Source organism: Pseudomonas sp. X10 (genome assembly GCF_054889225.1).
In genome coordinates this window covers 4,652,789-4,675,470 of record NZ_CM142677.1, presented here as the reverse complement: position 1 = coordinate 4,675,470, position 22,682 = coordinate 4,652,789, and the positions used below count along the sequence as shown (strand labels likewise).

General features: G+C 61.8%; 25 protein-coding genes and 1 tRNA gene. 20 read left to right on the top strand and 6 right to left on the bottom strand.

What is annotated here, in order from left to right; translation table 11 throughout:
- The first annotated feature begins 24 nt into the window (after nucleotides 1-24).
- The 11 genes from ACYU03_RS21355 (at nucleotide 25) to ACYU03_RS21305 (ending at nucleotide 10,595) form a co-directional block, all read left to right on the top strand.
- Complete coding sequence (locus tag ACYU03_RS21355) at nucleotides 25-531, top strand: disulfide bond formation protein B (protein WP_461886613.1); 507 nt, start codon at nucleotides 25-27, stop codon at nucleotides 529-531.
- Nucleotides 532-1,088: 557 nt separating this feature from the next.
- A complete protein-coding gene (gene cyoA, locus ACYU03_RS21350) occupies nucleotides 1,089-2,033 on the top strand; it encodes a ubiquinol oxidase subunit II (RefSeq protein ID WP_461886612.1) in 945 nt (314 codons plus the stop codon).
- Between the two features lie 3 nt (nucleotides 2,034-2,036).
- Entirely contained in the window at nucleotides 2,037-4,058 is a 2,022-nt protein-coding gene (cyoB, locus tag ACYU03_RS21345) for a cytochrome o ubiquinol oxidase subunit I (protein WP_461886611.1), read from the top strand.
- Nucleotides 4,059-4,061: 3 nt separating this feature from the next.
- The gene (cyoC, locus tag ACYU03_RS21340; protein ID WP_461886610.1) at nucleotides 4,062-4,685 is read left to right on the top strand and encodes a cytochrome o ubiquinol oxidase subunit III; all 624 of its coding nucleotides are present in this window, start codon (nucleotides 4,062-4,064) and stop codon (nucleotides 4,683-4,685) included.
- A complete protein-coding gene (cyoD, locus tag ACYU03_RS21335) occupies nucleotides 4,685-5,017 on the top strand; it encodes a cytochrome o ubiquinol oxidase subunit IV (protein WP_186713218.1) in 333 nt (110 codons plus the stop codon). Before cyoC ends, cyoD begins: the two co-directional genes overlap by 1 nt.
- 11 nt (nucleotides 5,018-5,028) lie before the next feature.
- The gene (cyoE, locus tag ACYU03_RS21330) at nucleotides 5,029-5,916 is read left to right on the top strand and encodes a heme o synthase (protein ID WP_461886609.1); all 888 of its coding nucleotides are present in this window, start codon (nucleotides 5,029-5,031) and stop codon (nucleotides 5,914-5,916) included.
- A 315-nt stretch (nucleotides 5,917-6,231) separates the two neighbouring features.
- The gene (locus ACYU03_RS21325; protein WP_461886608.1) at nucleotides 6,232-7,359 is read left to right on the top strand and encodes a hypothetical protein; all 1,128 of its coding nucleotides are present in this window, start codon (nucleotides 6,232-6,234) and stop codon (nucleotides 7,357-7,359) included.
- Between the two features lie 160 nt (nucleotides 7,360-7,519).
- A complete protein-coding gene (gene alaC, locus ACYU03_RS21320; protein ID WP_461886606.1) occupies nucleotides 7,520-8,728 on the top strand; it encodes an alanine transaminase in 1,209 nt (402 codons plus the stop codon).
- 224 nt (nucleotides 8,729-8,952) lie between these two features.
- On the top strand, nucleotides 8,953-9,327 hold the full coding sequence (locus ACYU03_RS21315) for a YkgJ family cysteine cluster protein (RefSeq protein WP_461886605.1): 375 nt from the start codon (nucleotides 8,953-8,955) through the stop codon (nucleotides 9,325-9,327).
- A gap of 94 nt (nucleotides 9,328-9,421) precedes the next feature.
- Nucleotides 9,422-9,985 carry a GNAT family N-acetyltransferase gene (locus tag ACYU03_RS21310; RefSeq protein ID WP_461886604.1) on the top strand — a complete coding sequence of 188 codons (564 nt, stop codon included), beginning with the start codon at nucleotides 9,422-9,424 and terminating at the stop codon, nucleotides 9,983-9,985.
- Nucleotides 9,986-10,037: 52 nt separating this feature from the next.
- The gene (locus tag ACYU03_RS21305; protein WP_461886603.1) at nucleotides 10,038-10,595 is read left to right on the top strand and encodes a hypothetical protein; all 558 of its coding nucleotides are present in this window, start codon (nucleotides 10,038-10,040) and stop codon (nucleotides 10,593-10,595) included.
- A 22-nt stretch (nucleotides 10,596-10,617) separates the two neighbouring features.
- Here ACYU03_RS21305 and ACYU03_RS21300 read toward each other — a convergent pair whose 3' ends face one another.
- Nucleotides 10,618-11,091: a DMT family transporter gene (locus ACYU03_RS21300; protein ID WP_461886602.1), complete on the bottom strand. Its 474-nt coding sequence runs from the start codon at nucleotides 11,089-11,091 to the stop codon at nucleotides 10,618-10,620.
- 90 nt (nucleotides 11,092-11,181) lie between these two features.
- Between ACYU03_RS21300 and ACYU03_RS21295 the strand changes: the two genes are divergently transcribed.
- Both ACYU03_RS21295 and ACYU03_RS21290 read left to right on the top strand, forming a co-directional pair.
- Nucleotides 11,182-12,087, top strand: coding sequence for a LysR family transcriptional regulator (locus ACYU03_RS21295; RefSeq protein WP_461886601.1), 906 nt, complete (start codon nucleotides 11,182-11,184; stop codon nucleotides 12,085-12,087).
- A 94-nt stretch (nucleotides 12,088-12,181) separates the two neighbouring features.
- Complete coding sequence (locus ACYU03_RS21290; RefSeq protein ID WP_461886600.1) at nucleotides 12,182-12,574, top strand: lysozyme inhibitor LprI family protein; 393 nt, start codon at nucleotides 12,182-12,184, stop codon at nucleotides 12,572-12,574.
- Here ACYU03_RS21290 and mnmH read toward each other — a convergent pair.
- Both mnmH and selD read right to left on the bottom strand, forming a co-directional pair.
- Nucleotides 12,558-13,685, bottom strand: a complete 1,128-nt coding sequence (mnmH, locus tag ACYU03_RS21285; RefSeq protein WP_461886599.1) for a tRNA 2-selenouridine(34) synthase MnmH — start codon at nucleotides 13,683-13,685, stop codon at nucleotides 12,558-12,560. The two genes, ACYU03_RS21290 and mnmH, sit on opposite strands and share 17 nt — an antisense overlap.
- Nucleotides 13,685-14,719 (bottom strand): selenide, water dikinase SelD, encoded by a 1,035-nt coding sequence (gene selD / locus ACYU03_RS21280; protein ID WP_461886598.1) that lies wholly within the window; start codon nucleotides 14,717-14,719, stop codon nucleotides 13,685-13,687. The genes mnmH and selD overlap by 1 nt, the downstream gene beginning before the upstream one ends.
- 123 nt (nucleotides 14,720-14,842) lie before the next feature.
- Here selD and ACYU03_RS21275 point away from each other — a divergent pair, with 123 nt between their 5' ends.
- From ACYU03_RS21275 to phnE, 4 genes are read left to right on the top strand one after another with little or no spacing between them, the layout of a single operon-like run.
- On the top strand, nucleotides 14,843-15,697 hold the full coding sequence (locus tag ACYU03_RS21275) for a putative selenate ABC transporter substrate-binding protein (protein WP_461886597.1): 855 nt from the start codon (nucleotides 14,843-14,845) through the stop codon (nucleotides 15,695-15,697).
- Complete coding sequence (locus tag ACYU03_RS21270) at nucleotides 15,694-16,488, top strand: phosphonate ABC transporter ATP-binding protein (RefSeq protein ID WP_461886596.1); 795 nt, start codon at nucleotides 15,694-15,696, stop codon at nucleotides 16,486-16,488. Before ACYU03_RS21275 ends, ACYU03_RS21270 begins: the two co-directional genes overlap by 4 nt.
- Entirely contained in the window at nucleotides 16,482-17,309 is an 828-nt protein-coding gene (locus ACYU03_RS21265; RefSeq protein ID WP_461886595.1) for a PhnE/PtxC family ABC transporter permease, read from the top strand. Before ACYU03_RS21270 ends, ACYU03_RS21265 begins: the two co-directional genes overlap by 7 nt.
- Entirely contained in the window at nucleotides 17,306-18,073 is a 768-nt protein-coding gene (gene phnE / locus ACYU03_RS21260) for a phosphonate ABC transporter, permease protein PhnE (RefSeq protein WP_461886594.1), read from the top strand. The genes ACYU03_RS21265 and phnE overlap by 4 nt, the downstream gene beginning before the upstream one ends.
- 79 nt (nucleotides 18,074-18,152) lie before the next feature.
- On the opposite strand, the gene ACYU03_RS21255 is transcribed toward phnE, so the two are convergent.
- The 3 genes from ACYU03_RS21255 to ACYU03_RS21245 form a co-directional block, all read right to left on the bottom strand.
- Nucleotides 18,153-19,046: a bestrophin family protein gene (locus tag ACYU03_RS21255; RefSeq protein WP_461886593.1), complete on the bottom strand. Its 894-nt coding sequence runs from the start codon at nucleotides 19,044-19,046 to the stop codon at nucleotides 18,153-18,155.
- Nucleotides 19,047-19,181: 135 nt separating this feature from the next.
- Nucleotides 19,182-19,658, bottom strand: a complete 477-nt coding sequence (locus ACYU03_RS21250; RefSeq protein ID WP_461886592.1) for a GNAT family N-acetyltransferase — start codon at nucleotides 19,656-19,658, stop codon at nucleotides 19,182-19,184.
- A 202-nt stretch (nucleotides 19,659-19,860) separates the two neighbouring features.
- A tRNA-Leu gene (locus tag ACYU03_RS21245) sits at nucleotides 19,861-19,945 on the bottom strand.
- A gap of 108 nt (nucleotides 19,946-20,053) precedes the next feature.
- Between ACYU03_RS21245 and queA the strand changes: the two genes are divergently transcribed.
- Genes queA through yajC form a run of 3 tightly spaced genes read left to right on the top strand, consistent with a single transcriptional unit; the run spans nucleotide 20,054 to nucleotide 22,623 of the window.
- Nucleotides 20,054-21,103 (top strand): tRNA preQ1(34) S-adenosylmethionine ribosyltransferase-isomerase QueA, encoded by a 1,050-nt coding sequence (queA, locus tag ACYU03_RS21240; RefSeq protein ID WP_461886591.1) that lies wholly within the window; start codon nucleotides 20,054-20,056, stop codon nucleotides 21,101-21,103.
- 14 nt (nucleotides 21,104-21,117) lie between these two features.
- The gene (gene tgt / locus ACYU03_RS21235; protein WP_461891517.1) at nucleotides 21,118-22,233 is read left to right on the top strand and encodes a tRNA guanosine(34) transglycosylase Tgt; all 1,116 of its coding nucleotides are present in this window, start codon (nucleotides 21,118-21,120) and stop codon (nucleotides 22,231-22,233) included.
- A 54-nt stretch (nucleotides 22,234-22,287) separates the two neighbouring features.
- Nucleotides 22,288-22,623, top strand: a complete 336-nt coding sequence (gene yajC / locus ACYU03_RS21230) for a preprotein translocase subunit YajC (RefSeq protein WP_461886590.1) — start codon at nucleotides 22,288-22,290, stop codon at nucleotides 22,621-22,623.
- Nucleotides 22,624-22,682: the final 59 nt, after the last annotated feature.

Genomic DNA, 22,682 nt, shown 5'->3' with positions numbered 1-22,682 from the left:
CACTATCCATCGAAGGAAACGGCAATGAACGAACACACATCGCGCCTGAATCGGGAACGGCGCTTTCTGGTGCTGCTGGGGCTGATCTGCCTCTCTCTGATCGGCGGCGCCCTTTATATGCAGATTGTCTTGGGTGAGGCACCTTGCCCGTTGTGCATCCTGCAACGCTATGCGTTGCTGTTGATCGCCCTGTTCGCCTTCATCGCTGCAGCCATGCCGGGACCACGCAGCCTGACCTTCTTCGAGGGCCTGGTCGTACTCAGTGCCATCGGAGGAATCGTTGCGGCCGGCAACCATGTGTATATACTCGCCAACCCTGCAGTCAGTTGTGGCATCGATACCTTGCAGCCGATCGTCGACGACCTGCCGTTGGCACGGGTCTGGCCGCTGGTGTTTCAGGTCGACGGCTTTTGCTCCACGCCTTACCCGCCGATCCTGGGACTTTCCCTGGCGCAATGGGCGTTGTTGGCGTTCATCCTGACCGCTCTTCTGGTGCCGCTCGGCATCTATCGCAATCGTCGTCGGGCTTAGACAAAAGTCCTGCTTTGACGCAAGTCTATTGCACAGTGTGATTGCTACCGAAAGTTGCCCCCAGGTTGATCAGGATCAAGAAGAAACCCTTGTAGGATGAGGGTTTCAGGCCTATTGGCCAGGGTGCGACAAACTGTCGCGAAGCTGATTTTTTGAGCAGCATTGTTACTGTTTCTGTAAAAGACTGTTGCTCAATAAGTCATAGTCAAGGGTTGGCGACCTATCTACAATCGCCCCCAATTTCCGTTCGGCACTGCTTGCGAGTCGCAGGATTGAAGGGAGCCAAGGCTCCTTTTTGCTGACTTCGACAAGTATCGCCCACGGCGATACCGGGCGGACCCTCCTCCGTGATTTCCCGCACCAAATGGACTTGGTCTGAAACAGGCCTTTTGCCTACGAAGTCAAAAAAGCACCGTAAACCCGCTCGATGCCCAGCCCCCGCAGTCGGACGCCAGGCATGAGCGAATTCGAGCCCCAAATGCTGACGCTTGGCAGGACGAAGTGTTGGCGACCAAAACACAAATTGCATTGAAGCAAGCTGATCTAGAGGTCGTGAGATGAGTAAAAAGCGTTACCCCAGACTGTTTGGCATTCTGCCCTTTTTAGGCATGCTTTTACTCAGTGGGTGCAACTGGACCCTGCTCGATCCGAAGGGGCAGGTCGGCATTGAGCAAAAGAACCTGATCCTGATCGCAACCGGCCTGATGCTGCTGGTCGTCGTGCCAGTCATCGTCATGACCCTGGCGTTCGCCTGGAAGTACCGTGCTTCCAACAAGTCCGCCACCTACACCCCTGACTGGGCGCACTCGACCAAGATCGAGGTCGCGGTGTGGACCATTCCGGTGCTGATCATCATTGCCTTGGGTTATGTCACCTACAAGACCACCCACTCGCTCGACCCGTATCGTCCACTGGATTCCGATGTGAAGCCGGTGCAGATCGACGTGGTCGCCCTGGACTGGAAATGGCTGTTCATCTACCCGGAGCAGGGCATTGCCACGGTCAACAAGATCGTCTTCCCAGCTAACACGCCTATCAACTTCCGTGTCACTTCCGACGCCGTGATGAACTCCTTCTTCATCCCAGGCTTGGGCGGCCAGATCTACGCCATGGCCGGCATGACCACCAAGCTGCACCTGATCGCCAACGAGAACGGTGAGTTTGACGGTATCAGCGCCAACTACAGCGGCGCCGGTTTCACCGGTATGAAGTTCAAGGCAACTGCAACCTCCCAGGCTGACTTCGAAGCATGGGTCGCTGAAGTCAAGCAGTCGCCGAAGAAACTGGACAAGGCCGAATACGAAGCCTTGGCCAAACCTAGCGAGTACAACCCAGTCGCGCTGTACAGCGAGGCTTCGGCTGACCAGTTCCAGACCATCGTCGACAAGTACGAAGGTATGAATCGCGGTCGTCCGAGCCACGAAGAAGTAGGCAGCAAGGATCTGGCCACAACCCAGAGTGTGGAGTCGAGTAAGCAACCAGCTGCCGGGGCAGAGGAGTAAGAGATGTTCGGTAAATTAAGTCTGGAGGCGATACCCTATCACGAGCCGATAGTCATGGTGACACTCGCCATTATCGCGCTCGGTGGTATCGCTTTGGTCGGTGCTATCACCTATTTCCGCAAGTGGACCTACTTGTGGACCGAGTGGCTGACCACGGTCGACCACAAGAAAATCGGGGTGATGTACATCATCGTCGCGATGGTCATGTTGCTGCGCGGCTTTGCCGACGCCATCATGATGCGTACCCAGCTGGCTGCTGCCACTGGTGGCGCCGAAGGCTACCTGCCGCCTGAACACTATGATCAGATCTTCACCGCTCACGGTGTGATCATGATCATCTTCATGGCGATGCCGTTCTTCACTGGCCTGATGAACCTGGCCGTGCCTCTGCAGATCGGTGCACGTGACGTTGCCTTCCCGTTCCTGAACTCCCTGAGCTTCTACCTGCTGCTGGCAGGCGTACTGCTGGTCAACATCTCCCTGGGTGTTGGTGAGTTTGCCAAGACCGGTTGGGTTGCCTATCCGCCGCTCGCGGGTATTCAGTACAGTCCGGGCGTAGGTGTCGACTACTACATCTGGGCGCTACAGCTATCGGGGCTAGGAACAACGCTGACCGGCGTGAACTTCCTGGTCACCGTGATGAAGATGCGCGCCCCTGGCATGAAACTGATGGACATGCCGATCTTCACCTGGACCTGCACCTGGGCCAACGTGCTGATCGTAGCTTCCTTCCCGATCCTGACCGCCGCACTCGCTCTGCTGACTGTTGACCGTTATCTGGACTTCCACATTTTCACCAACGAGCTTGGTGGGAACCCGATGATGTACGTCAACCTGTTCTGGGCGTGGGGTCACCCTGAGGTCTATATCCTGATCCTGCCGGCCTTCGGTGTGTTCTCGGAAGTTACCTCGACCTTCACCGGCAAGCGTCTGTTCGGCCACCACTCGATGATCTACGCATCGGGCGCGATCGCCGTGCTGGGCTTTGCGGTATGGCTGCACCACTTCTTCACCATGGGTGCCGGCGCGAGCGTCAACACCTTCTTCGGCCTGGCGACGATGCTGATCTCCATTCCGACCGGTGTGAAGTTGTTCAACTGGCTGTTCACCATCTACCAGGGCCGTCTGCGCTTCACCGCGCCGATCATGTGGACCCTGGGCTTCATGGTCACCTTCTCGATCGGTGGTATGACTGGCGTTCTGCTGGCTGTTCCAGGTGCTGACTTCGTTCTGCACAACAGCCTGTTCGTCATCGCCCACTTCCACAACGTGATCATCGGTGGTGCGGTGTTCGGCTACATTGCCGGCTTCGCCTTCTGGTTCCCGAAAGCCTTCGGTTTCACCCTGAACGAGAAGTGGGGCAAGGCTGCCTTCTGGTTCTGGATCTCCGGCTTCTACGTAGCGTTCATGCCGCTGTACGCCCTGGGCTTCATGGGCATGACCCGTCGTCTGAACCACTCCGACAACCCAGCCTGGGAACCGTACCTGTACGTTGCCGTCGTCGGCGCTGTGCTGATCATGTTCGGTATCGCTTGCCAGCTGATCCAGCTCTACGTTTCGGTCCGCGACCGCAAGCAGAACCTGGACGTAACCGGCGACCCATGGGGCGGTCGTACTCTGGAATGGTCGACTTCGTCGCCACCTCCGTTCTACAACTTCGCCCACATGCCTGAGAAGGTTGGCCTGGACGCCTGGCACGAAGCCAAGGAATCCGGTGTCGCCTACAAGGCTCCGGCCAAGTACGAAGCGATCCACATGCCGAGCAATACCTCCACCGGTTTGTTCATGGGCCTGTTCCTGACTGTCTTCGGCTTTGCCTTCATCTGGCACATCTGGTGGCTGGTTGGCGCGAGCCTGGTTGCAACCATCGCTGTCTTCGTTCGCCACGCTGCGCGTGATGACCAGGGCTACATGGTTCCGGCCGAAGAAGTGGCGCGCATCGAAGGCGAGCGCATGAAGGCGCTGGCCCAGGCTGGTGCACTGCCTGCCGGCGGCGCACGTGTCGAATCGTTTGAACGGGTGTAATCAATGTCCAGTCAAGTAATCCACGGCGGCGCTCATGGTCACGACCATGGGCACGACGATCACCACCACGACTCGGGCCAGATGACCGTACTCGGTTTCTGGCTGTACCTGATGACCGACTGCATCCTGTTTGCGTCGCTCTTCGCCACCTACGCGGTGCTGTCCGGCAGTTTTGCCGGCGGCCCGTCGGGTCATGACATCTTCCAGCTCGATTTCGTAGCTGTTGAAACCGCGTTCCTGCTGCTGTCCTCGATCACCTTCGGCTTCGCCATGCTGAAGATGTTCGCTGGCAACAAGGCAGGCGTGCTGGGCTGGTTGGCCGTTACTTTCCTGTTCGGCGCCGGCTTCATCGCGATGGAGATCTATGAGTTCCACCACCTGATCGTTGAAGGCTACGGCCCGCAGCGCAGTGGCTTCCTGTCGGCGTTCTTCGCGCTGGTCGGTACCCACGGTCTGCACGTGACTGCCGGTCTGATCTGGATGGCGATCATGATGTATCAGATCAACAAGCACGGCATCACGCCGACCGCCAAGACCCGCATGAGCTGCCTGAGCCTGTTCTGGCACTTCCTGGACGTGGTCTGGATCTGCGTATTCACCGTCGTCTATCTGCTGGGGGTTCTGTAATGGCCAATGCGCACGACACTCATCATGAAGGCAATCACGGCAGCGTGAAGTCGTACATGATCGGCTTCGTCCTGTCGATCATCCTGACCGCGATTCCATTCGGCCTGGTGATGTACCCAAGCCTGCCGAAGAACCTGACCGTCCTGATCGTGGTGGCCATGGCCGTCATCCAGGTCGTGGTGCACTTGGTGTACTTCCTGCACATGGACCGCTCGAAAGAGCAGCGTTCCAATGTCTCGACGTTCCTGTTCACCGTTCTGGTAATTGCGCTGCTGGTCGGCCTGTCGCTGTGGATCATGTTCAGCATCCACTTCGAAATGCTGGCCAAGTGAGGTAAGACTGCATGTCCGTTAAGCACTTTATCCAAATCACCAAACCGGGGATCATTTTCGGTAACGTGCTTTCTGTGGCAGGCGGTTTCTTCCTTGCCGCTAAGGGGCATGTGGACTTCGCCCTGTTCCTGGCGGTGGTTGTTGGTACTTCGTTGGTGGTTGCGTCCGGTTGTGTGTTCAACAACTGCATCGACCGTGACATCGACCAGAAGATGGAACGTACCAAGAACCGCGTCATGGTCCAGGGTGGCATGTCGCTGCCCCTCGCGCTGGTCTACGCCACTCTTCTCGGGGTGGTAGGCTTCAGCCTGCTGTACGTCCAGGCCAACCCGCTGTCGGCGTTCTGCGCGCTGATCGGCTTCATCATCTACGTCGGCTTCTACAGCCTCTGGTTGAAGCGCAAATCGGTGCACGGCACCCTGGTTGGCAGCCTGTCCGGTGCCATGCCTCCGGTGATCGGCTACTGCGCCGTGAGCAACAGCTTCGACCTGGCTGCGCTGACCTTGCTGGTGATGTTCAGCTTGTGGCAGATGCCACACAGCTTCGCGATCGCGATCTTCCGCTTCAACGACTACCGCGCCGCCAAGATTCCGGTCCTGCCGGTGGCACGCGGCATCCTCGCGGCGAAGAAGCAGATCCTGCTGTATATCCTGGCTTTCGTGCTCGCCACTCTGATGCTCACCCTCGGCGGTTACGCCGGTCTGGGTTATCTGGCCGTGGCGGCCGCCATGGGCCTGTACTGGTTGTACATGGCTTGGGGTGGCTACAAGGCCGAGGACGACAGCAAGTGGGCGCGCAAGGTATTTGGCTTCTCCATCCTCACCGTCACCGCCTTGAGCGTGATGATGTCGGTGGACAGCCAGACTGCTGCTGACGTGCTGATGACCTACGCACGCTGACAGTCGCCTGTTGTGGAAAACGCCTCGGCCCTCGCCGGGGCGTTTTTGTTTGCGTTGTACAGGTGCAAAGTCCCGTACTGACCTAATGCTGTTCACTTAAGACATCTGTCGTATGGTTTGGGGCCGCTGCGCGCCTCATCGCGACACAAGCCCTCTGTGGGAGCGGCCTTGTGTCGCGATGGGTTACGTCGCACCTCCGCCTGAAGGCACTCCAGATTAAGTGAACAGCATTACTTTACTGGCAGGCCTTCCGTCTGCTTTCACTGTTTTCTCCACACTAACCTGCCGCGCTTTCCAACCACGCGAGAGTGCAGCATGAGTGTGTTCACAGTGTATTTCTGCGGTACTGGCTCCCATCGTTTCGATGACCAGAACCCCAACTTCTGGAATGGCGAGCTGGTCTCGACCCTGGCGTCGAACGATCAGGGCCGGGAGTTCGCCGATTGGATCGCGATCGATGGGCCAGGCAGTGGCAATCTGCAGGAAGACGAGCTGTTCGTCGAAAGCGGTGGCTACTACAACGTGACCGGGCAACTGTTCGGCAAAGGCTGGGAGGAAAATGTCTCCCACGCCCTTCACGTGATCAAGGGCAAGAGTACCTGGCAGCGCCGAAAACTCAGCGACGACGAATACGAACAGCTGAAGAAGGCAGGCGTGCCCATTCCTGACTACAAGGCCACGGCCTCATGGTTCTGGCGCACCTATGATTACGGGGAGCGTAAGGTCACTCCGCAAACCTTGCAGGAGCAGATCATCAAGCAGTTCCGCAAGCCGCTTATCCCGACCCAGGTCAACCTGGTGGGATGGAGCCGGGGAGGCATCAGTTGCCACATGCTGGCCAACGCCATGGCCAGGGACCCGGAGCTCAAGCAGGTCCCAGTCAATATTTTCGCCATCGATCCCGTCCCAGGGGTGGGGAACCTGCAATCCCATCGGGTTGAACTGACGGCCAATGTGAAAGAGTACGTCGGGTTTTACTCCCGCGACGAGCGCTCCAAGGGGTTTGCCTGCGTGATTCCGAGTACCCATGCAAGTACCCGTACCCACGTCTTCCCGATGCCCGGCAGGCATGCCACGTTGGTCGGCAATGCCTCGGTCGACGGCGCCGGTTCCGGCAAGGTGCTGGCCGAACCAGGCCTGATCGTGCGGCATTTCGCCGAGCTATGCCTGGCGCGCTGGGGCGTTAAATTGGACAAGCGGCTGCAACTGACGGAAAAGCAGGTGAAGGATTACCACCAAGCGCTGATCCGTGACGAAGGCAAGTACGTTGCCATGCGCCAGAAGTCCTATACGGTGCTCACCGAAAAGGAAGGCGGGGAGCGTTTCGTGCACAATGGCACCTGTGGCGCGGCCTTTTCCCAGGTCAAGGGTGGTTCGTTGAACCCGAGCCATGGCCTGGCCGCCGAGCGCTGGGACGCCGACAGTTACAAGCCCCTCTGCTGAGCCTTTCGGGGCATTACGCTGACTGACGAGAGGCGGGCCTTCTGCTCGTTCGGGCTCGCCTCTTTACAAGCCGCCTGGATCGCGACTATCTTCTGCCTCGGCCACCGCAGTGGCCAACGTCGCTCGGACGGTTCCGGGCGCTTACGTCTCCGAGGAAAGCATGGCCAACCAAGGTTCGCCGCGCCGCTTTGCGCGCATCGATCGTCTCCCCCCTTACGTCTTCAATATCACTGCCGAGCTCAAGATGGCCGCGCGTCGTCGTGGCGAGGACATCATCGACCTGAGCATGGGCAACCCCGACGGGGCTACGCCGCCGCACATCGTCGAGAAGCTGGTGCAGGTCGCCCAGCGTGACGACACTCATGGCTACTCCACGTCTCGAGGCATCCCCCGGCTGCGCCGCGCGATCTCGCGTTGGTATCAAGAGCGTTACCAGGTCGACATCGACCCGGACAGCGAAGCCATCGTCACCATCGGCTCCAAAGAGGGCCTGGCGCATCTGATGCTCGGCACCCTGGACCACGGCGATACCGTGCTGGTGCCCAACCCCAGCTACCCGATCCATATCTACGGCGCCGTGATCGCCGGTGCCCAGGTGCGTTCCGTGCCTCTGGTACCGGGCGTGGACTTCTTCAATGAGCTGGAGCGGGCGATCCGCGAATCGATCCCCAAGCCGAAGATGATGATCCTCGGGTTCCCGTCCAACCCGACAGCGCAGTGCGTCGAACTCGACTTCTTCGAGCGTGTCGTGGCCCTGGCCAAGCAGTACGACGTTTTGGTGGTCCATGACCTGGCCTACGCCGACATCGTCTACGACGGCTGGAAGGCCCCGTCGATCATGCAGGTGCCGGGGGCCAAGGACATCGCGGTGGAGTTCTTCACCCTGTCCAAGAGCTACAACATGGCGGGCTGGCGCATTGGCTTCATGGTCGGCAACCCCGAGCTGGTCAGCGCCCTGGCGCGGATCAAGAGTTACCACGACTACGGCACCTTCACACCCCTGCAAGTGGCGGCCATCGCCGCCCTGGAAGGCGACCAGCAGTGCGTGCGTGACATCGCCGAGCAGTACCGCCAGCGCCGTAACCTGCTGGTCAAGGGCCTGCACGAGATGGGCTGGATGGTCGAGAACCCCAAGGCCTCGATGTACGTCTGGGCCAAGATTCCCGAGGCCTATGCGCACCTGGGATCGCTGGAGTTCGCCAAGAAGCTGCTGGCCGAAGCCAAGGTCTGCGTCTCGCCGGGCATCGGCTTCGGCGACTATGGCGACGACCATGTGCGCTTTGCCCTGATCGAGAACCAGGACCGCATCCGCCAGGCCATCCGGGGGATTCGCCAGATGTTCCGGGCCGATGGGCTGACACGGAAGTAATCTGCAAACTATAAGCATCGAGCGGCAAGAGGAAAGCGGAACTGTGTTGATGCCTCTATCGTAGGTATCAACACTGTTCCGCTTTTTTCTTGGAGTTTTGGCACCCGTCATTAGCCTGGCTCCGGTTTTTTCTTCATCCCCCTCTTCTCAGCGCGCAGCGCTTGCATTACAAATAGCGCGCGGGCCCAGCCCCGATAACGACAACTCTTCCCCCTCTTCTCATCATGTCCGAACATAATCCTTGTTTGAGCTGCGGCGCCTGCTGCGGGCATTTTCGTGTGTCTTTCTTCTGGGGCGAGTGCACCTCTGCCGGAGGCGTGGTTCCCGATGACCTTGTGGTGCAGATCAACCCGACGCGGGTGGCGATGATCGGTACCGACAGTAAGCCTTGCCGTTGTATTGGCCTGGAAGGCGAAATTGGCAAGCAGGTCAGTTGCACCCTCTATACCCAACGTTCCAGTCCATGCCGCGAGTTCGAGGCGTCGTGGGTCGGCGGTGTCCACAACCCGAGCTGCGATGCGGCACGGGCGGCCTATGGATTGCCGCCGCTGGAGGCCAATGAACCGATCTGGCCGGAGGAGGGTGCCGAAGTCGCTTGAGCGGGCTGAAACGGTCAGGCCGGGATTGTCGTAGTGCAACGGTGACCCGGCTGACGCTAGACTGTCACTTTCCAGAAATGGACAGGAGTCCGGCGTGACCCAGCCCCGCAGTTTCCCCAGTGACCTTTGCCTCGACAGCCCGCGCCTGCAACTGCGCCCCATGCGCCATGCCGATGCGCCGCGTTGGCTGGAGATCATGGCCGACCCGCAGGTCATGCGTTACTGGCACCATGCGCCCTGGCAAGAGCTGGCCGAGGCCGAAAGCGCTCTGGCCGCCGACCGCGAGGCCTACGCTAATGGCCAGCTCCTCAAGTTGGGCATGTACCGCCGCGACAACGGCGAGCTGATCGGTATGGTCCAGTTGTTCAACATCGACGAAATTTCCCGCCGTGGCGAGATCGGTTACTGCCTGGCCACCAGTGTGCAGGGCCGTGGCTATATGGACGAAGCCCTGACCTGCTTCATCGACTACCTGGCCCATACCCTGCACATGCGCCGCCTGGAGGCGGAGATCGACCCGCGCAACAGCGGCTCGGCGCGTACCCTGGAGCGCCAGGGCTTCGTCCTTGAAGGTACACTGCGGGCGCGCTGGTGCGTGGCCGGCGAGTTTTCGGACTCCGGGCTCTATGGCTTGTTGCTGGAGCCGCCTGTCGCCTGAGCCATCCGTGCTGTATGGTCGGGCTGTTTTCGGATTCACCCTGGAGCCCTGTTTGCCAGCCTACTACTTGACCATCAGCCTGCTGCTCTACCTACTGGGCCAGTGTTTCACCGGCGCGCACATGAGCGGCGGCACGCACATGCCAGCCTTGCAGATGCTGCTCTATGGTCCCTGGGGTGTGCCGTTCGGGCTGTTCCAGTGGTTCGCCAACCCGCTCCTGGCCTTGGCCATGCTCTGTCGTCGGCGCTTTCGCCGTTGCTCCCTGGTGCTGGGTCTGGCCGCGCTGTACCTGGCCGCCAGCAGCCTGGGTATCGAACGCCTGCCGGACAACCGCAGCTATGCCTTTCAGGATGTGACCAGTTTGGGCGCCGGTTTCTACCTGTGGTTGCTGGCTATCCTGGGTTTCTGCGCGGGGCAGGCCTGGTGCTGCTGGCAGGCCCGCAGTGCCAGTGACATGCCGCGCTGGCGCCTGCTCGACGGGGTGTTGTTCATCGTTCTGGGCGTTGCCCTGTACGCCGCCACACAGATCCCTTCGCTGCGCTTCGAGCCGGGCAAGGTGTTGATGCCGCCGGAGTATCAAGCGCGCCCTGGGAGTGGGGAGTCGATTTAGGCACGCCAGGGCTCCTGTCGCTCTAGCGCGTCGTCCCCCACTGCACCACTAGCATCCCCAGTACGATCATCCCCACGCCGGCCAGGCGCAGGCTGTTGACCGGGCGTTCCGGCAGGCCCATCAGCCCCCATTGGTCGATGACCAGTGATGACAGTACCTGCCCGGCGATCACGCAGACGATGAAACCGGCCGCGCCCAGGCGAGGGGTGAGGATCAGCGCGGCGGTGATGTAGAGCACCCCGGCCACTCCGCCGAACCAGGCCCACCAGGGCGCCTGAGCCAGGTCCTGCAATTGCGGCAATGGCGCGCGCATGAGCAGCAGGGCCGGCACCAGCATCAACAGGCTGACCAGCAGCGACACGCCCGCCGCCCATAGCGGGTGGCCCAGCAAACGGCCGAGCGCAGCGTTGCTGCCAGCTTGGAAGGGGACAGCGGCACCGGCCAGCAGGGCGATGAGCAGCGGGAACAGAGTGATCAGCGTAGGGTAGGGCGGCATGGGAAAAACTCCAGGGAAGGCACTTGGCGCAGTCTTGGTTATGCATTTCAATAATGGAAATTCGAACGCTGCACAGGATGTATTCGTTCCATGGATGATTTGCGCCGTATCGACCTCAACTTGCTGCTCACCCTGCATGCCCTGCTCGCCGAGCAGCATGTCTCCCGGGCCGCATTACGTCTGCACCGCAGTCAGCCTGCGGTGAGTCATGCGCTGGCACAGTTGCGTGGGATCTTTCGTGACCCTTTGCTGGTGCGCAGGGCCGGGCGGCTGCACCTGACCGCCCGCGCCCAGGCGCTGCGTGAGCCCTTGCAGCAGGCCCTGCAACAGCTCGATGGCCTGCTGGGCAGCCCGGGTTTCGAGCCGGGCAAGGCTCGGCGGGCCTTTCGCCTGGCGATGTCCGATTACGGCGCGCGGGTAGTGTTGCCCAGGCTGATGCGCTTGTTGCGCCATGAGGCGCCCGGCATCGACCTTATCGTCTCTCAGGGCAGCCGCGAGGCCATGCTCGGGCAGTTGATCGACGGAGAAGTCGACCTGGCGCTCGGGGTGTTTCCTGACTTGCCGGTGGAGTTGTGCAGCGAAGTCTTGTTCCAGGAGACATTCACTTGCGTAGCCGACCGCAGCGGCTTGCCGGCGCGCGGAGGCCTGGCCTTGGCAGAATGGCTGGCGCGCCCCCATGTGTTGGTGGCCGTGCGTCCCGGTATCGACAACGAGATCGACCTGGCGCTCAAGGCGCTTGGCACCCAGCGCCGGGTGGCACTGGCGCTGCCACACTGGGGCGTGGCGCAGTCGGTGATCGTTGGCACCGACCTGGTCTTGACCGTGGCCCGGCGAAGCCTGGCCGGTGCCCGCCTCGATGCTGCCCTGCGCACCTTTGCGCCACCGTTGCCGATCGCTGCCTTTTCTTTCACCCAGGCCTGGCATCCTCGACGCGAGGGTGATGCCGGGCATCGCTGGCTGCGTGAGCGTGTGCTGGCCATTTGTGCTGAAAGCTAGTGGCGCTGTAGGGCGAATCCATTTTTCGACAATGGGCCGGACAAGCATCTCTCAGATGCTAGGCTCAGTTCCCACCCGACCGAAAGGACCTCACATGTTCAAGCGTTGCCTGCTGGCCAGTGCCGCTGCACTGGCGCTCACCACCCTGCCGGCCCAGGCCGATGACTATTCCACGGCTTACACCCAGTGCATGGACAAGGCGTCCAGCACCCTGGCCATGGGCGCTTGTATACAGGCCGAGACCCGTAAGCAGGACGACCGTCTGAACCAGGTCTACCGGCAACTGATGGCCAAGCTGGACACGGAGCAGCAAAAGCGCCTGCGCGAGGTGCAGCGTATCTGGATCAAGTACCGTGACGGCAATTGTGCGTTCCATGGCCGCTTGAGCAGCGGCAGCATCTACCGTATCGAAGGCGCGATGTGCGAGCTCGACATGAGTCGCGACCGCGCCGCCGAACTGGAACGGATCCTCAACCCCGAGCAGTGAGCGGTCGCGGTTCGCGGGCCGCGCGGGCCCGCAAGTACTCACGCACTTCCACGTGGTCGCCCGCGAATTCGATGCGGCCGGCCTTGGACTCACGCTGGTAGGCGTACATCGGGTCGTAGTACTCGTTGAGCAGGCCTTCGATCCAGCCACGGTGCAGCTCGACCGCGCCGCTGCGCTGTTGTTCGTCCAGGGCTTGCTGGAGCAGGGCGCTGAAGCGCTGGTAGCGTTCTCCTCCCAGGCGCTTGTGGATGTTCACCATGCTCTGGCGCAGGCGCTCGGCGAACAGCGTGAAACCGGACTCTTCACCGTGCAGGTCGATGAACTCGGCGCAGAGGTTGGTCACGTAGTCGCGCAGAATGCGTTCGACACGGTTGGCAAAGCTGTCTTCAAGCCATACCAGCGGGTACTGCTGCATGCCTTGGTAAAGCTCCAGTGGCACCGAGCAACTGCCGACGATACGTCCTTCGTCCTCGATCACGAACTGGCCGATGCCGCTTGCACGCTTCTTGAGGATGTCGATCGCCAGATGGTTCTCGAAGTCGATCTGCGATGGTTGGCCGGTGGCGCGCTTGCCGAAGCTGGACCCGCGGTGGTTGGCATGGCCTTCCAGATCGAGGACGTTGTCCAGCTCGTGCAGCACGTCTGTCTTGCCGGTGCCTGTGAGGCCGCCAATCAGGACGAAGTCACACTCGTTCACCGCTTGCTCAGTGGTGTTGAGCAGGAAGTTGCGCATGGCCTTGTAGCCGCCGACCACCCTGGGGTACTCGATACCGGCGAGCTCCCTGAGCCACTGTTGGACGATCTGCGAGCGCAGGCCACCCCGGAAGCAGTACAGATAACCCTGGGGATTGGCCTTGGCGAAGGCTGCCCAGGCATCGAGGCGCATTTGCTTGCTGTTGCCGCTGACCAGTTGGTGGCCCAGGGCGATGGCGGCGGCCTGGCCCTGCTGCTTGTAGCAGGTGCCGACCTTCTGCCGCTCCTGGTCGTTCATCAGTGGCAGGTTGATGGCGCCGGGGAAGGCGCCCTTGGAGAACTCGACCGGTGCACGCATGTCCATCAGCGGCACGTCGTCGAGGAAGAGTTGGCGGTAGTCGGTGCAGTCGTCGCGCATCACAGCACCTCGACCGCGTGGCTCTGTCGCTCGACCAACTGGCCGATCGGTGCCAGGTTCAGGCCCAGCTCGGCGGCCACGGCAAGGAATTCGGCTTCGCCTTCCGGGGTTACTGCCACCAACAGGCCGCCGCTGGTCTGCGGGTCGCACAGCAGGTGCTTCTGCTCGTCGCTCAGCGGGGCGATCTTGTGGCCGTAGCTGTCGAAGTTGCGCAGGGTTCCGCCGGGGACGCAGCCCTCGGCCAGGTAGTGTTCGACGCTGGGCAGGCGCGGTACGGCGCTGTAATTGAGGTGCGCAGTCAGACTGCTGCCTTCGGCCAGCTCCACCAGGTGACCGAGCAGGCCGAAGCCGGTGACGTCGGTCATGGCCTTGACCCCGTCGAGCTTGCCGAAGCGGCTGCCCGGGGTGTTGAGGGTGCACATCCAGTCGCGTGCCAGCCCCTGGTCCTGCTCGCGCAGCTTGGCTTTCTTCTCGGCGGTGGTGAGGATGCCGATACCCAGTGGCTTGGTCAGGTACAGGCGGCAGCCTTCGGTCGCCGTGTCATTGCGCTTGAGGTTGCGCTTGTTGACCACCCCGGTCACCGCCAGGCCGAAGATCGGTTCCGGGGCATCGATCGAGTGGCCGCCGGCCAGGGGGATGCCAGCCTCGGTACATACGGCACGGCCACCGCGGATCACTTCGCGGGCCACTTCCGGCGGCAGCACGTTGACCGGCCAGCCGAGAATGGCGATGGCCATCAGCGGGTCGCCACCCATGGCGTAGATATCGCTGATCGCGTTGGTGGCGGCGATGCGGCCGAAGTCATACGGGTCGTCGACGATGGGCATGAAGAAGTCGGTGGTCGAGACCACCCCGCGCTCGTCGTCCAGGGCATACACTGCCGCATCGTCGCGCGAGGCGTTGCCGACCCAGAGTTTCGGGTCCAGGGCCTGGGTGCCGCTTTCGGCGAGAATCACATCAAGCACCTTCGGCGAGATCTTGCAGCCGCAACCGGCGCCATGGCTGTACTGGGTCAGACGGATAGGCTCGCTCATACGCACCTCGGATTATCGTGATGCGCGATTGTAGCAAAGCTGGTCTTTGGGCTATCGCCTCTTATACTTCCCGTGCTGGCTCATGAAGCCGGCCTTTCCCCGCTATTGAACCGGAGAACCCCCATGCTCAAACGTCCCCTGGCGCTGGTCGCAGGCCTCGTGCTGTCATGTTCCGCCTTTATCGCCCAGGCTGCAGACACCTTGCGTGTCAGCGCCATTCCCGACGAAGCGCCCACCGAACTGCTGCGCAAGTTCAAGCCATTGGGCACCTACCTGGAGCAGCAACTGGGAATGAAGGTGCAGTTCGTGCCGGTATCCGACTACCCGGCGGTGGTCGAGTCGCTGGCCAGCGACCGCCTCGACCTGGCATGGCTGGGTGGCTTTACCTTTGTCCAGGTGCACCTGAAGGACCCGACCGCCACGCCGCTGGTGCAGCGTGAGCAGGATGCCGAGTTCACCAGCAAATTCATCACCGCCAACCCGGATGTGAAGAGCCTGGCCGACCTCAAGGGCAAGACCTTCGCCTTCGGCTCGATCTCATCCACCTCCGGCAGCCTGATGCCGCGTTACTTCATGCTCAAGAACGACAACATCAAGCCTGAAGGGTATTTCAGCCGTATCGCCTATTCCGGTGCCCACGACGCGACGGCTGCCTGGGTGCAGGCTGGCAAGGTCGACGCTGGCGTACTCAACGCCAGTGTCTGGGACAAGCTGGTCGCCTCGGGCAAGGTCGATACCGATAAGGTCAAGGTCTTCGCGACCACGCCGACCTACTACGACTACAACTGGACCGTGCGCGGCAACATGGACCCGGCCCTGAAAGAAAAGATCAAGAAGGCCTTCCTCGACCTCGACCCAGCCAACCCGGAGCATAAGGCGATTCTTGACCTGCAGGCTGCCACCCGCTTCATCGAGACCAGCCCTGAAAACTACAAGGGCATCGAGGAGGCTGCACGCGCTGCCGAGCTGCTCAAGTGAGTATCCGCCTGTACGGCGCGAGCCTGCGGCATGGCCAGGTCCAGGCCCTCAAGGGTGTGGACCTGGCGATCGATACCGGCGAACGGGTGGCGATCATCGGCCCATCCGGGGCCGGCAAGTCCAGCCTGCTGCACCTGATGGCCACCGCGAGCCGGCCCAGCGCGGGCAGTCTTGAGCTGCTCGGTGAACAGCCCTGGGCCCTCTCGGCTCGCGCCCGGCAGCGCCTGCGCGCGCGCGTCGGGCTGGTGCACCAGGCGCCTCCCTTGCCACCGCGCCAGCGGGTGGTCACTGCGGTGCTGGCTGGTCGCCTGGGGCAGTGGGGTACCCTGCGCGGGCTGCTCAACCTGCTGTATCCGACGGATGTGCCGGGGGCACGCCAGGCGCTGGCCGATCTGGGCCTGGCCGACAAGCTGTTCGTCCAGTGCGGCCAGTTGTCCGGCGGGCAGTTGCAACGGGTCGGCATTGCCCGGGCCCTGTATCAACAGCCACAGGTGCTGCTGGCTGACGAGCCGGTTTCGGCCATGGACCCAGTGCTGGCCGACCACAGCCTGGGCCTGCTCAACCGCCATGCCGGCGAGCGGGGGGTGACCCTGGTCGCCAGCTTGCACGCGGTGGAGCTGGCCCTGGCGCACTTTCCGCGGATCATCGGTATCCGCGAAGGGCAGGTGGTCTTCGACAGCCCGGCCGAGGCCGTGACCGACAGCTTACTGGATGCGCTGTATGCCAACGAACAACTGGTCCCTCCACCGTTGCCTGAACCGACCCTGACCGTGCAGATCCCTCGATGCTGATGCGTGACACCCGCGACCCGGCTGCGCTGCCCCGCTTGCTGTTGACCCTGCTGGCGTTGGCCTTGCTATGGCCAGGCCTGCGGCTGAGCGAGCTGAACCCCGGTGTACTGCTGCAAGCGGACAACCGCCAGCAGATGGGCAGTTTCGTCAGCGGGTTCTGGCCACCGGCCCATGACGCTGACTTCCTCGCGTTGCTGTTCGAGGCCACGCTGCAAACCCTGGCCGTTGCCACTGCCGGCATGGCCCTGGCGCTGCTGTTGGCGGTACCGACGAGCCTGTTGGCCAGCCGCGCGTTGTCGCTGGGGGCGGCGTCGCGTGGCGGCCGGCCAGGAGGCTTATCGCGGACCGTGCGTTTGCCCGTGCGCGGACTGTTGGTGTTCCTGCGCAGCGTACCGGAGATCGTTTGGGCGCTGCTGTTCGTCCGCGCCGTTGGCTTGGGGCCGACCGCTGGCGTACTGGCGATCGCCATCACCTACAGCGGCATGCTCGGCAAGGTCTATGCGGAGATCTTCGAGTCGGTCGACCAGCGCCCGGCGCATGCCTTGCTTCAGGCCGGCAGCAGCCGCTTGAATGCGTTCTTCTACGGCATCCTCCCGGCGGCAGCGGCGGAGCTGGTGTCCTATACCGTCTATCGCTGGGAATGTGCAGTGCGCGCTTCGGTGGTGATGGGGTTTGTCGGCGCCGGTGGCCTTGGCCAGCAGATCGACTTGTCCATGCGCATGTTCGCCGGGTCGGAAGTGGCGAGCATGCTCCTGGCCTTCCTCGTGCTGGTGTTCCTGGCCGACCAACTCAGCCGCTTTTTGCGCGGGAGGTTGGCATGAACCGCGTGATCAACACCCTGGTGATCCTGACCATCCTTGCCGCGGCAGTCGGGTCGTTCGCCTATCTGAGCCTGGACCTGGAGGCGCTGGTTGGCGACGGCGGGTTGCAGCAAATGGCGGCCTACGCCACGCGTTTCCTGAGCCCGGACCTCAGTACCGGGCACCTGCGAGCGGTAGGGTATGGGGCGTTGGAGACCTTGGCCATGTCGGGCCTCGGGACCTTGCTGGCGATGGTTCTTGGCCTGCTCCTGGCCTTGCCCGCGGCTGGTCGCTTCGGGTGGCCGCTGCAGGGCGCCGCGCGCCTGTTGCTCAATGCGCTGCGGGCCATTCCCGAACTGGTCTGGGCGGCGCTGACTGTGCTGGCAGCGGGCCTGGGGCCGAATGCCGGCACCCTGGCCCTGGCGCTACACACCGCAGGCGTGCTGGGCCGGCTGTTCGCCGAAGCCCTGGAAAACGCCCCGGTTGAACCGGCAGCCGCCATCCGCCTACAGGGCGGCAGCCAGGTTACCGCCTTTTGTTTCGGCACCTTGCCGAACCTCTGGCCGCAGCTACTGGCCTACAGCCTGTACCGCTGGGAGAACAACATCCGTATGGCCAGTGTGCTCGGCTTCGTCGGCGCCGGTGGCCTGGGGCAGATGCTCTACACCACCCTGAGCCTGTTCCAGGAAGCCCAGGCCAGTACCGTGATCATTGCCATGCTGGTGCTGGTATTGCTGGTGGATGCATTCAGTGACTTGTTGCGTCAGCGTTATGTGAGGGTGTGATCGAGCGAATGGTGCAGGGACAGCGAGCCCAGCAGCATCTTATGCTGGCGGCCGTCCCCATCGGCTCCTTCCCAGGGGCTTACTCCACCTCAAGCTTTCCGCGTTGCGCATCCCGCTGCATTGAGTCCAGGTTGCGCTCGATGGTCTCGCAGATGGTGTCCATCTGGATCTGATGTTCGCTGAAGCGGAACGGGCTCTGCAGGTCAGTGCCGATGCGCTCGATGGCCAATAGCATGAAGCCGACCACGGTCGAGGCCAATGGGGTGAACCAGCCGAGGGACTCCACCAGGCCGATCGGCACGATCAGGCAGAACAGGGTGATGAACAGCCGTGGAAAGTACACGTAAGGGTAGGGCAGGGGCGTGTTGGCGATCCGCTCCATGCCGCCTTGGGCGTTGGACAGGTCGACCAGAGTCGATTCCAGCCGCGCTAGACGGATGCTGTCCAGGCGTCCGGCCTTGTACTCCTTGGCCAACAGCGCCGCAGAGCCTGTGAGGATATCGTTGGCGAAGTTGTTGGAGCCATTGCGCCGTTCGAATTCCTGTGGCGGGATGAAAGCCATCAGCTCATCCGGACAGGCATCGCCCTTGAGGTGAGCGGCCAGGCAGTTCACATAGGCAATGTGACGGCGCAACAGCGTCGCCTTGAGAGGATTGATTCCCTCGTCCGAATCATCGATCAGGGTCAGGACCTGGCGGCCGTAGCTGCGTGAACCGTTCACCAACGCCCCCCACAAAGTACGCGCCTCCCACCAGCGGTTGTAGGCGCTGCTGTTGCGGAAACTGACCAGCACCACCAGCGCGGAACCGAGCAAGGTCAGCGGCATCAGAGGCAGGGTGAACTTGCTGTTGAAGAACAGCATGAAGTCGATGGTTACCAGCACGTCCCAGATCAGCAGCCAGAACAATGACCAGCCGATGTAACCGACGGTCTTGACGATCAGGCGGTATTTGCGGGCGATGGCGTCTTTCACTGGGTACCTCGAAACGGACCGGATGCAGATTCGGACGTCAGGCATGGCCCGGGGTTCGCTGCAGTTCATCGGGGGGAGAGGGAGTTGTCCTAGGCGATGCGCTTCAGAGGTGTGCCAGCAGCAGAGTTTGGGTTATCAAATCAGCTGTTTCATTTGAATCAACGCCACCCGCTGGTTCCCCGGCCCCAGGCGTTCCTCGATGGCGAATGGCGCGAACCCGAGCTGTGGATAAAGCAGCAACCCTGCCGTGTTGTGGTTGAAACAGGACACCCACACCTCCCGCGCCTCGAACTCGCGCCGTGCCAGTTCGATCATCTGCTGCACCAGGTAGCGGGCAACGCTCTTGCCACGGGCAGCTGGCGCCACAACTACATTGCCCAGAGCGCAAATACCGCCATGCTCGGCCTTATAGAAGTTGGCAAACCCCAGCACCACGCCGTCGCCTTCCACCACGGTCGAGCCACTGCGCTGGGCAATGGCCTCGCTCAATTGGGCTGGGGTCAGTGGGTAGCTGGCCCTGGGAAACATGTAGAACAGCTCGTCCGGGCCTTGGGGAAAGCAGCAGAGAGTAGCGATATCGTTGGTGTGGACGGGGCGGTGGGTCAGGTGCATGGGGTAGCTTCCTGCAACGTAGGACCTGCAGCTTAGCTGGCCTTCGCCGGTTGCATGAAGCGGATATGGCGCTGCATGACGCCGAGCGCGCGCCGGGAACAAGAGGATTAACCCAGCGAAGTACGCGTGTTCCGGGGCTGCACAGGGACCAAAAATCCCGCCCACAAAAAAACCGACCCTAAGGTCGGTTTCTTTCTGCGTTTGGTGCCCCGAGGGAGACTCGAACTCCCACTCCTTTCGAAAACGGATTTTGAATCCGCCGCGTCTACCAATTCCGCCATCAGGGCTTGTGGCGGCGAAGTATAGAGAGGCTCTGAGACGCGGTCAATCGGGTTTCATGGTGAATTTTCACGCATTGGGCTAAACTTTCCGGCCCTGTCGAACCGAACACCATCATGCGCGTCGCCGATTTTTCCTTTGAACTCCCCGATTCCCTGATCGCTCGCCACCCATTGGCCGAGCGTCATAGCAGCCGTTTGTTGACTCTCGATGGTCCCAGCGGGGCATTGGCGCACCGGCAGTTCACCGATCTTCTCGAGCATTTGCGCCCGGGTGACCTGATGGTGTTCAACAACACCCGGGTGATTCCAGCGCGGTTGTTCGGCCAGAAGGCTTCTGGCGGCAAGCTGGAGATTCTGGTGGAGCGAGTGCTGGACAGCCACCGGGTGTTGGCCCATGTGCGTTCGAGCAAAGCGCCCAAGCCGGGCACGCAGTTGCTGATCGATGGCGGTGGTGAGGCCGAGATGGTCGAGCGCCATGACACGTTGTTCGAGCTGCGTTTCGCCGAAGAGGTGCTGCCGTTGCTCGACCGGGTCGGACACATGCCGCTGCCTCCTTATATCGACCGTCCGGACGAGGGCGCCGACCGTGAGCGCTACCAGACGGTGTACGCCGAGCGCGCCGGGGCCGTGGCGGCGCCGACCGCTGGGTTGCACTTCGATGAGGCGCTGCTGGAGCAGATCGCCGTCAAGGGTGTGGAGCGCGCCTTCGTCACCTTGCATGTGGGGGCTGGCACCTTCCAGCCGGTACGGGTCGAGCGCATCGAAGACCACCATATGCATAAAGAGTGGCTGGAGGTCGGCCAGGACGTGGTCGACGCCGTGGCGGCCTGTCGGGCTCGCGGCGGACGGGTGGTCGCTGTGGGGACCACCAGCGTGCGCTCGCTGGAGAGCGCAGCGCGCGATGGCGAGCTCAAGGCGTTCAGCGGCGACACGGATATCTTCATTTACCCGGGCCGGCCCTTCCACGTGGTCGATGCCCTGGTCACCAACTTCCACCTGCCGGAGTCCACGCTGTTGATGCTGGTCTCGGCTTTCGCTGGCTACCCGCAGACCATGGCCGCCTACGCGGCGGCAGTCGAGCACGGGTACCGCTTCTTCAGTTACGGTGATGCCATGTTCATCACCCGCAATCCGGCGCCACGCGGCCCCGAGGATCAAGCATGAGTCGCACCTGTCGTATGTCCTTCGAACTGCTGGCCACCGATGGCAAGGCCCGTCGCGGCCGCCTGACTTTCCCCCGTGGCGTGGTCGAGACCCCGGCCTTCATGCCGGTCGGCACCTATGGCACGGTCAAGGGCATGCTGCCGCGGGATATCGAGGCCATTGGCGCGCAGATCATCCTCGGCAACACCTTCCACTTGTGGCTGCGTCCCGGTACCGAGGTGATCAAGGCTCATGGTGGCCTGCATGATTTCATGCAGTGGAAGGGGCCAATCCTCACTGATTCCGGTGGTTTCCAGGTGTTCAGCTTGGGCGCCATGCGCAAGATCAAGGAGGAGGGCGTAACCTTCGCTTCGCCGGTGGACGGCTCCAGGGTGTTCATGGGGCCGGAAGAGTCGATGCAGGTCCAGCGCGACCTGGGCTCGGACATCGTGATGATTTTCGACGAATGCACGCCATATCCGGCCGACGAGGACGTAGCCCGGGTGTCGATGGAGTTGTCGCTGCGTTGGGCACAGCGCTCCAAGAATGCCCATGGTGACAACACGGCGGCGCTGTTCGGCATCGTCCAGGGTGGCATGCACCAGGACCTGCGCATGCGCTCGCTGGAGGGCCTGGACAAGATCGGCTTCGATGGCCTGGCCATTGGCGGCCTATCGGTGGGCGAGCCCAAGCACGAGATGATCAAGGTGCTGGACTACCTGCCCGGGCAGATGCCGGCTGACAAACCTCGTTACCTTATGGGGGTAGGCAAACCGGAAGATCTCGTCGAGGGTGTGCGCCGCGGCGTCGACATGTTCGATTGCGTGATGCCTACGCGTAACGCGCGCAACGGCCATCTGTTCATCGACACCGGTGTGATCAAGATCCGCAACGCGTTCCATCGCCATGATGATTCGCCGCTGGATCCGACCTGCGATTGCTATACCTGCCAGAACTTCTCCCGCGCTTATCTGCATCACTTGGACAAGTGCGGCGAAATGTTGAGCAGCATGTTGAATACGATCCATAACTTGCGGCATTACCAGCGTTTGATGGCTGGTTTGCGCGAGGCTATTCAACAAGGTAAATTGGCCGCCTTCGTCGACGCCTTCTACGCCAAGCGCGGGCTGCCTGTGCCGCCCTTGGACTGAGTTCTTTCGAATACAGCAAACAATAACTTTGCGACTTTGCAACTGGAGTGCCAAATGAGCTTTCTGATTCCCGCCGCGTACGCGGACGCTGCTGCACCTGCTGCTGGCCCTGCTGGCACTGGCTTCGAGTGGATCTTCCTGGTCGGCTTCCTGGTCATCTTCTACCTGATGATCTGGCGCCCACAGGCCAAACGTGCCAAAGAGCAGAAGAATCTGCTGAGCAACCTGCAAAAAGGCGACGAAGTGGTGACCAATGGCGGTATCGCCGGCAAGATCACCAAGGTCACCGACGATTTCGTGGTCCTGGAGGTTTCCGACACTGTCGAGCTGAAGTTCCAGAAGGGCGCTGTTGCCGCGACCCTGCCAAAAGGTACGCTCAAAGCGATCTGAGTTACCGGTTTTCTACCATCGTCGGGGCGCGCAACGCGCCCCGCGTCTTGAACGGGCGG

Bases quoted from the DNA above. Each gene is read 5' to 3' on its own strand.
- ACYU03_RS21355 (WP_461886613.1), top strand. From the start codon at position 25: ATGAACGAACACACATCGCGCCTGAATCGGGAACGGCGCTTTCTGGTG.
- cyoA (WP_461886612.1), top strand. From the start codon at position 1,089: ATGAGTAAAAAGCGTTACCCCAGACTGTTTGGCATTCTGCCCTTTTTA.
- cyoB (WP_461886611.1), top strand. From the start codon at position 2,037: ATGTTCGGTAAATTAAGTCTGGAGGCGATACCCTATCACGAGCCGATA.
- cyoC (WP_461886610.1), top strand. From the start codon at position 4,062: ATGTCCAGTCAAGTAATCCACGGCGGCGCTCATGGTCACGACCATGGG.
- cyoD (WP_186713218.1), top strand. From the start codon at position 4,685: ATGGCCAATGCGCACGACACTCATCATGAAGGCAATCACGGCAGCGTG.
- cyoE (WP_461886609.1), top strand. From the start codon at position 5,029: ATGTCCGTTAAGCACTTTATCCAAATCACCAAACCGGGGATCATTTTC.
- ACYU03_RS21325 (WP_461886608.1), top strand. From the start codon at position 6,232: ATGAGTGTGTTCACAGTGTATTTCTGCGGTACTGGCTCCCATCGTTTC.
- alaC (WP_461886606.1), top strand. From the start codon at position 7,520: ATGGCCAACCAAGGTTCGCCGCGCCGCTTTGCGCGCATCGATCGTCTC.
- ACYU03_RS21315 (WP_461886605.1), top strand. From the start codon at position 8,953: ATGTCCGAACATAATCCTTGTTTGAGCTGCGGCGCCTGCTGCGGGCAT.
- ACYU03_RS21300 (WP_461886602.1), bottom strand. From the start codon at position 11,091: ATGCCGCCCTACCCTACGCTGATCACTCTGTTCCCGCTGCTCATCGCC.
- ACYU03_RS21295 (WP_461886601.1), top strand. From the start codon at position 11,182: ATGGATGATTTGCGCCGTATCGACCTCAACTTGCTGCTCACCCTGCAT.
- ACYU03_RS21290 (WP_461886600.1), top strand. From the start codon at position 12,182: ATGTTCAAGCGTTGCCTGCTGGCCAGTGCCGCTGCACTGGCGCTCACC.
- mnmH (WP_461886599.1), bottom strand. From the start codon at position 13,685: ATGCGCGACGACTGCACCGACTACCGCCAACTCTTCCTCGACGACGTG.
- selD (WP_461886598.1), bottom strand. From the start codon at position 14,719: ATGAGCGAGCCTATCCGTCTGACCCAGTACAGCCATGGCGCCGGTTGC.
- ACYU03_RS21275 (WP_461886597.1), top strand. From the start codon at position 14,843: ATGCTCAAACGTCCCCTGGCGCTGGTCGCAGGCCTCGTGCTGTCATGT.
- ACYU03_RS21265 (WP_461886595.1), top strand. From the start codon at position 16,482: ATGCTGATGCGTGACACCCGCGACCCGGCTGCGCTGCCCCGCTTGCTG.
- phnE (WP_461886594.1), top strand. From the start codon at position 17,306: ATGAACCGCGTGATCAACACCCTGGTGATCCTGACCATCCTTGCCGCG.
- ACYU03_RS21250 (WP_461886592.1), bottom strand. From the start codon at position 19,658: ATGCACCTGACCCACCGCCCCGTCCACACCAACGATATCGCTACTCTC.
- queA (WP_461886591.1), top strand. From the start codon at position 20,054: ATGCGCGTCGCCGATTTTTCCTTTGAACTCCCCGATTCCCTGATCGCT.
- tgt (WP_461891517.1), top strand. From the start codon at position 21,118: ATGTCCTTCGAACTGCTGGCCACCGATGGCAAGGCCCGTCGCGGCCGC.
- yajC (WP_461886590.1), top strand. From the start codon at position 22,288: ATGAGCTTTCTGATTCCCGCCGCGTACGCGGACGCTGCTGCACCTGCT.